The sequence below is a fragment of the Pedobacter sp. KBW01 genome (assembly GCF_003852395.1).
Classification (GTDB): Bacteria; Bacteroidota; Bacteroidia; order Sphingobacteriales; family Sphingobacteriaceae; genus Pedobacter.
Window position 1 is genome coordinate 261,084 of sequence record NZ_QAJQ01000019.1, and the last position, 6,370, is coordinate 267,453.

6 protein-coding genes are annotated in these 6,370 nt (G+C 37.5%); 3 read left to right on the forward strand and 3 right to left on the reverse strand.

Translation table 11 applies throughout. From position 1 onward, the window contains the following. Window position 1: 1 nt before the first annotated feature. Window positions 2-952: a transcription antitermination factor NusB gene (gene nusB, locus DBR40_RS19045; protein WP_124561326.1), complete on the reverse strand. Its 951-nt coding sequence runs from the start codon at window positions 950-952 to the stop codon at window positions 2-4. Between the two features lie 50 nt (window positions 953-1,002). Further along, a complete protein-coding gene (locus DBR40_RS19050) occupies window positions 1,003-2,091 on the reverse strand; it encodes a Glu/Leu/Phe/Val family dehydrogenase (RefSeq protein ID WP_124561327.1) in 1,089 nt (362 codons plus the stop codon). A gap of 212 nt (window positions 2,092-2,303) precedes the next feature. On the opposite strand from DBR40_RS19050, the gene DBR40_RS19055 reads away from it, so the two are divergent. Then, on the forward strand, window positions 2,304-4,094 hold the full coding sequence (locus DBR40_RS19055; protein ID WP_124561328.1) for an ABC transporter ATP-binding protein: 1,791 nt from the start codon (window positions 2,304-2,306) through the stop codon (window positions 4,092-4,094). Window positions 4,095-4,173: 79 nt separating this feature from the next. Beyond that, window positions 4,174-4,497, forward strand: a complete 324-nt coding sequence (locus DBR40_RS19060) for a DUF3276 family protein (protein WP_124561329.1) — start codon at window positions 4,174-4,176, stop codon at window positions 4,495-4,497. A gap of 71 nt (window positions 4,498-4,568) precedes the next feature. Here DBR40_RS19060 and DBR40_RS19065 read toward each other — a convergent pair whose 3' ends face one another. Then, window positions 4,569-5,030 (reverse strand): DUF5362 family protein, encoded by a 462-nt coding sequence (locus tag DBR40_RS19065; RefSeq protein ID WP_124561330.1) that lies wholly within the window; start codon window positions 5,028-5,030, stop codon window positions 4,569-4,571. A gap of 187 nt (window positions 5,031-5,217) precedes the next feature. Between DBR40_RS19065 and ychF the strand changes: the two genes are divergently transcribed. Beyond that, complete coding sequence (ychF, locus tag DBR40_RS19070) at window positions 5,218-6,318, forward strand: redox-regulated ATPase YchF (RefSeq protein ID WP_124561331.1); 1,101 nt, start codon at window positions 5,218-5,220, stop codon at window positions 6,316-6,318. Window positions 6,319-6,370 lie beyond the last annotated feature (52 nt).

Consider the following 6,370-nt stretch of genomic DNA (forward strand, 5'->3'; position numbering starts at 1 on the left):
TTTAGTCTTCAATTAATCCGCGGCCAATCTTTTTAATGGTATTGTTTTTCTTAAGATCGCCTAAAATTTTGTCTAAAATACCGTTAATAAATGAATTACTTTTCGGTGTACTGTAATCTTTTGAAAGCTCCAGATATTCGTTGATGGTAACTTTTACCGGGATAGATGGAAAATTCAAGAGCTCGCAGATTGCCATTTTCATCAAAATAGTATCCATTAAAGCAATACGTTCCGATTCCCAGTTTTTAGTCCTATCAGCAATCATTTCCTGATATTTGGCATCGTTTTGCAAGGTGTGGACAAAAAGATCCTGTACAAACTTGCTGTCTTCTACCCAATCGGCACTAATTTCGGTCAGTTTGTTTTTAAAAGGATCTTCGAAAGTAAAGTTTTTAAGGGTTTTGGCAACCATACCTTTCATTACCTCGTGATCTACCTGCCAGTTGATAAATTTCTCTTCGAAAACCTGAATAATTGCCTGGCTTTTTAAAATAATTTTACGAAAAATGTATTTGATAATATCTTTTGATGATTCTAAGCTCTCGTTAGGATCAGCCAGATACTCGGCATATTCTTTTGATGCTTTTAAAGAATTGTAAACTGTTTTACGGATTTCAGGATCGAAACCCCAGTCTACTTTGTATTTTTTTACAGCAGCAACATAATCAGGATTTTGCTGTAATAAAACACTAAATTTATTGTGCAGCAATTTCATGTTCGGATTAATATCCTCAGCTGTTTTAATAAACTTGTTCTGACGCTCTGCAGCGTCGTTAGCAGTAAATTCGGTAACTTCTACCATTAAAGAGAGCATCCAAATGTACATTTCGTACACGCTATCGATGCTTTGCATTAAAGTTTTCAAATCACCTTTAATGTCTTTTTTGTCTGCCATGTGCCATGCAAAAATGTTTTGCAAAGCTTTGATTCTTAAGTGCCTTCTGTTTAACATGAATGTAAGAACGAGTGTGGTTTTTAAAACCTGTTTTTAATAATTATTATTTAATATGACGATTTAATTTTTTTAATATCTGCGATCCGTTTTTCGGCAATGCGGTTTGCAGCAATATTAGTTGAGATATTTTCGGCCTTGCTTAGTTTAATAACACTACGTGTGGCATCGTAAATATTCTCGGTAAGTTGTACGGTACGTTTTTTACCAAAACCAGTTAGTTCGGAATAACACGAAATTAAACCTCCTGCGTTGATTAAATAATCTGGCGCAAATAAAATTCCTTTTTTCAACAACAATTCGCTATCTAAAACCTCATCTTTTAATTGATTGTTTGCCGAACCTGCAATAATTGCAAATTTCATTTTTTCGATGGTTTTGTTGTTCACCGTTGCCCCCATTGCACATGGAGCATAAACATCGGCCTCGGTGGTAAAAATTTTATCGGCTTCAATCGGTTTTGCCTTGTATTTACGGGCTACGTAAGTTAATTGCTCCTGGTTAATATCGCTAATCAAAACTTCGGCATTTTCCTTCCTCAAAAGTGCTACCAAATGTTCGCCTACATTACCAATTCCTTGTACAACGATAGTTCTTCCGGCAAGCATATCTGTTCCGAAAACTTCTTTAACGCTGGCTTTAATACCTAAGTATACGCCTTGGGCAGTAAATGGCGCTGGGTTACCCGCACCACCTATTGATTCGGGCACGCCGGTAACATAATTGGTTTCCATACGGATATATTCCATATCGCGCGTGTTGGTACCCATTTCCTCGGCAGTAATAAATTCGCCATTCAGGTTTTTAATAAACCTGCCATAGCTACGCATTAAAGTTTCGGTTTTGTCTTTTCTAGAATCGCCAATGATTACCCCTTTACCTCCACCCAGGTTTAAACCTGTAATGGCCGCTTTATAGGTCATTCCGCGCGATAAACGAAGGGCATCTTCTAAGGCCTCGCCTTCGGTTGCATAACTCCACATGCGTGTACCGCCCAAAGCCGGGCCTAATGTGGTATCGTGTATAGCAATAATTGCTTTTAAACCTGTATCGGGATCATTGCAAAAAACCAACTTTTTATGCCCGTAAGCACTTAATTGATCTAAAATGGAAAAATCTGTCTGCGAATTTGCTGGCATATGAACGTTCGGCTAACCTGCTGCAAAATTAGAATAAAAAACCATTATTACATGTATTTAACGAAACTATAACAAAATTAATTCTGCCACACTAAGCTCCAAAGCATTAAAAACGCCGGGGTTTAAAAAAATATGTCATTATTATTTAAACCTTAGTGCTTAACAGATAAATATACCACACGAAATAACAATTTTATCTAAGTTTGTACAACATGAAACATCTGAGCCGATTAAACAAGTACTTTCTAAAATACAAGTGGTGGATTATTCCGGGGAGTATTTTCGTAGTAATATCGAATATTTTTGGCGTAGTACCTGCCCAGGTAATTGGTTATGCGGTTGACCTGATTACCGAAAACATACAGATTTTTAACTTGTTTGGGGGCTTTAACCGTCAAGCTATTATTTACGATATTTTTAGCAGTAACCTGCTTTACTTTGGTTTACTGGTTATTGCCCTTTATTTAATGCGCGGACTGTTTTTATTCTTTATGCGCCAAACCATTATTTTAATGTCGAGGCATATCGAATTTGACATGAAAAACGACATTTACCAGCATTACCAGGAGTTGAGCTTAGGATTTTACCGTCGCAACAACACCGGCGATTTAATGAACCGCGCAACTGAAGATGTAAACCGCGTGCGGATGTATGTTGGTCCGGCCATTATGTACACCATTAATACTTTTGTATTATCGGTACTTATTATCTGGTCGATGTTTGATGTAAACTCCAAGCTGGCCATTTACTGTCTGCTCCCCTTGCCCTTTCTGGTTATCATTATATATTATGTAAACACTCTTATATTTAAAAAGAGTGGAAAGATACAGGAGCGTTTATCAGATTTATCGAGTTTTGTACAAGAGCGCTTTTCGGGGATCAGGATTATCAAATCGTATGTGCGTGAGGATTATACGCGCAATATGTTCGAAATACAGAGCAACGCATACAAAAAAGATTCGATGGGCCTGGTAAGGGTTTCGGCCTTATTCTACCCTACTATGTTGCTATTAATTGGCTTAAGTACCATTTTAACCATTTATGTAGGTGGTATACAGGTAATGAATGGCAGTATTACCGCCGGAAATATCGCCGAATTTATCATTTACATTAACCAGTTAACTTTCCCGGTAACCATGCTGGGCTGGGTAACTTCATTAATTCAAAGGGCAGCTGCATCGCAAAAGCGGATAAATGAATTTTTAGATATCCCTTCTGATATCCAATCCAAAGAAACGCAAGAAAGGGTTTTAGCCGGCAATATTAAATTTGACCAGGTAAGCTTTACCTACCCTGATACTGGAATCGAGGCCTTGAAAGATGTTAGTTTTGAAATTAAAAATGGTGAATTTGTAGCCATAATCGGCAAAACAGGCTCTGGAAAATCTACTTTAGCCAACCTCATTATGCGGATGTACGACGTAGAAAACGGCCAGATTGATGTGGACGGTAAAAATATTAAGGCACTAAACCTGAAAGATTACAGGGGGCAAATTGGCTTTGTACCACAGGAAGTTTTCCTTTTTTCGGATACAATTAAAAACAACATTGCCTTTGGTTTAGATAGCGTTACCGATGAAGAAGTGCATACGGCAGCCAAAAATGCATCGGTTTATAACAACATCATCGATTTTGAAGAAAAGTTCGAAACCATGCTGGGCGAACGTGGCATTACACTCTCTGGCGGGCAAAAACAGCGGGTTTCTATAGCCCGTGCGCTGATCAAATCTCCTAAAATTTTAATATTTGATGATTGTCTTTCGGCGGTTGACACGAAAACCGAGGAGGAAATATTACAAAACCTGGGTAAAATTATGCTTGGAAAGACCAGTATTTTAATTGCCCACAGAATTTCTACAATTAAAAATGCGGATAAAATTTTAGTCCTCGATGATGGAAAAATCATTGAACAAGGCACACACAATGAATTACTTAGTAAAAATGGCAGTTATACCGAGCTTTATAACAACCAACTTTTAGAAGAAGAAAGCCGTACAATTTAAATTGTATCAAAATTGTATTTTGAACTTTAAATATTTGCTTTATATTTACCGAAACCAAAAACCAACATCAATACCAACCATGGGAGAATTCGACAACAAGGAAAGAGAAGAAGTTTTTTCAAAGAAAGTAAGAGCAGGTAAGAGAACTTATTTCTTCGACGTGAAGGCTACGAGATCGGGTGATTATTATTTAACAGTTACCGAAAGCAAGAAAAGATTAGAAGACGGTGTATTTGTAAAACATAAAATCTTTTTATACAAAGAAGATTTCGAAAAATTCGCTGAAGGCCTAAACGAAACTGTTGATTATATCAAAACCCATCAGGATGTGGTTGAAAAACGTTACGAATATTCAGAAAATGGAGAACATAGCAGCAGACCAGGCGATGATTTTTCTTTCTAAGTAATATAATTTCACAAAAAAGCCTTTGCATAATGAAAATTGCAAAGGCTTTTTTTATTGCTGCGCTCTTTCTAACGTATAGCCAAGCCTGCGCCTACAATAAATACCAATAAGAAATAGCCTACAATTATGGCAATGGTTATAATTCCCCAAAACTTAAAAAGGGATTTTAAACTCAGTATTGCGGCATCTAAACTTTCCTGATCTCCAAACAACACGCCTTGTTTACCTTTATTGGCCAGCCTGAACAATAATATACTCGGATAGAAATAAAATAAACCCAATAGCAAATAAACCACGGTTACAATGGTTGCACCTCCCTGCCCAAGTGGAGCAAACTGTTTTGCTAAACCCGGGTTGCTTGATATTATAGAAGGTATGCTTAAGGCAGCCAAAATAATGAAAGCAGCGAATACAAAACCGACAATTGATAAGAATTTGGCCCATTTTGTAATATCGTAAAGATAGCTCCGCATTTCTTCGGTAACGATTAATTTTACCTCCTGGGGCACTTCTTGTTCTAAATCTTCCATGTGTGTTATCTGTAATTTTTGTTAAACTTAGATAAAATATCCATCTGCCACAAATTACTGCCTTTAATTAAAGGTTATAAAAGCTTATCTTTGCCCGATTTTTAGGAGGAAAGCATGGTGCATAGACATTTGACTATAAACCATCAACTAAAAGACTATTGACTATAAAATAAATACTAAAATATAAATGGCATTACAATGTGGTATAGTAGGTTTACCAAATGTTGGTAAATCGACTCTTTTTAACTGTTTATCAAACGCAAAAGCGCAGGCAGCAAACTTTCCCTTTTGTACTATTGAGCCCAATGTTGGCGTAATTACGGTACCTGACGACAGATTGACTAAACTTGCTGAATTGGTTAAGCCCAACAAGGTACAGCCAAATACCATCGAGATTGTAGATATTGCCGGTTTAGTAAAAGGTGCATCGAAAGGTGAAGGTTTGGGAAACCAGTTTTTAGGAAACATCCGTGCTACAAATGCGATTATCCACGTTTTACGTTGCTTTGATGATGGTAACGTGATCCACGTAGATGGTTCTGTTGATCCGATCCGCGACAGGGAAATTATTGACACCGAATTGCAGCTTAAAGATTTGGACACTGTGGATAAACGCATTCAAAAGGTTGAAAAAATGGCTAAAACAGGTGGCGATAAGGATGCAAAACGTACTTACGAAATTTTAACGGTAGTAAAAGCGCACCTGGAAAGTGGAAAATCGATCCGCACCGCGCCTTTAGCTCAGGAGGATTTCGATTTCATTGGAGATTTAGGTCTGCTTACCCAAAAACCGGTAATGTATGTTTGTAATGTAGATGAGGCATCGGTAATTACCGGCAACAAATACGTTGATTTGGTTAAAGCCAATGTAGCTGATGAAAATGCAGAAGTTTTGGTGATTTCGGCTAAAATCGAGTCGGAAATTGCAGAACTTGAAAGTTATGAGGAGCGTCAGGAGTTTTTAGCTGATTTAGGTTTAACTGAATCGGGTGTAAACAAACTGATTCGTGCAGCTTATAAATTATTAAACCTTTACACTTATTTTACTGCAGGTGTACAGGAAGTACGTGCCTGGACTATTACCAAAGGCTTTACTGCACCTCAGGCTGCTGGTGTTATCCACACGGATTTTGAGAAAGGTTTTATCCGTGCAGAGGTTATTAAATACAACGATTTCGTAACTCTAGGTTCTGAAAACGCGTGTAAAGATGCAGGTAAACTGGGTGTAGAAGGAAAAACCTATGTAGTGGAAGATGGCGACATCATGCACTTCAGGTTTAATGTGTAAGCCCTAAAGAATAAATTATATAGAGCCACTCACAATAGACTGAACCCAAAAG

Coding starts and splice junctions, on each gene's coding strand:
- nusB (WP_124561326.1), bottom strand. CDS start 952: ATGTTAAACAGAAGGCACTTAAGAATCAAAGCTTTGCAAAACATTTTT.
- DBR40_RS19050 (WP_124561327.1), bottom strand. CDS start 2,091: ATGCCAGCAAATTCGCAGACAGATTTTTCCATTTTAGATCAATTAAGT.
- DBR40_RS19055 (WP_124561328.1), top strand. CDS start 2,304: ATGAAACATCTGAGCCGATTAAACAAGTACTTTCTAAAATACAAGTGG.
- DBR40_RS19060 (WP_124561329.1), top strand. CDS start 4,174: ATGGGAGAATTCGACAACAAGGAAAGAGAAGAAGTTTTTTCAAAGAAA.
- DBR40_RS19065 (WP_124561330.1), bottom strand. CDS start 5,030: ATGGAAGATTTAGAACAAGAAGTGCCCCAGGAGGTAAAATTAATCGTT.
- ychF (WP_124561331.1), top strand. CDS start 5,218: ATGGCATTACAATGTGGTATAGTAGGTTTACCAAATGTTGGTAAATCG.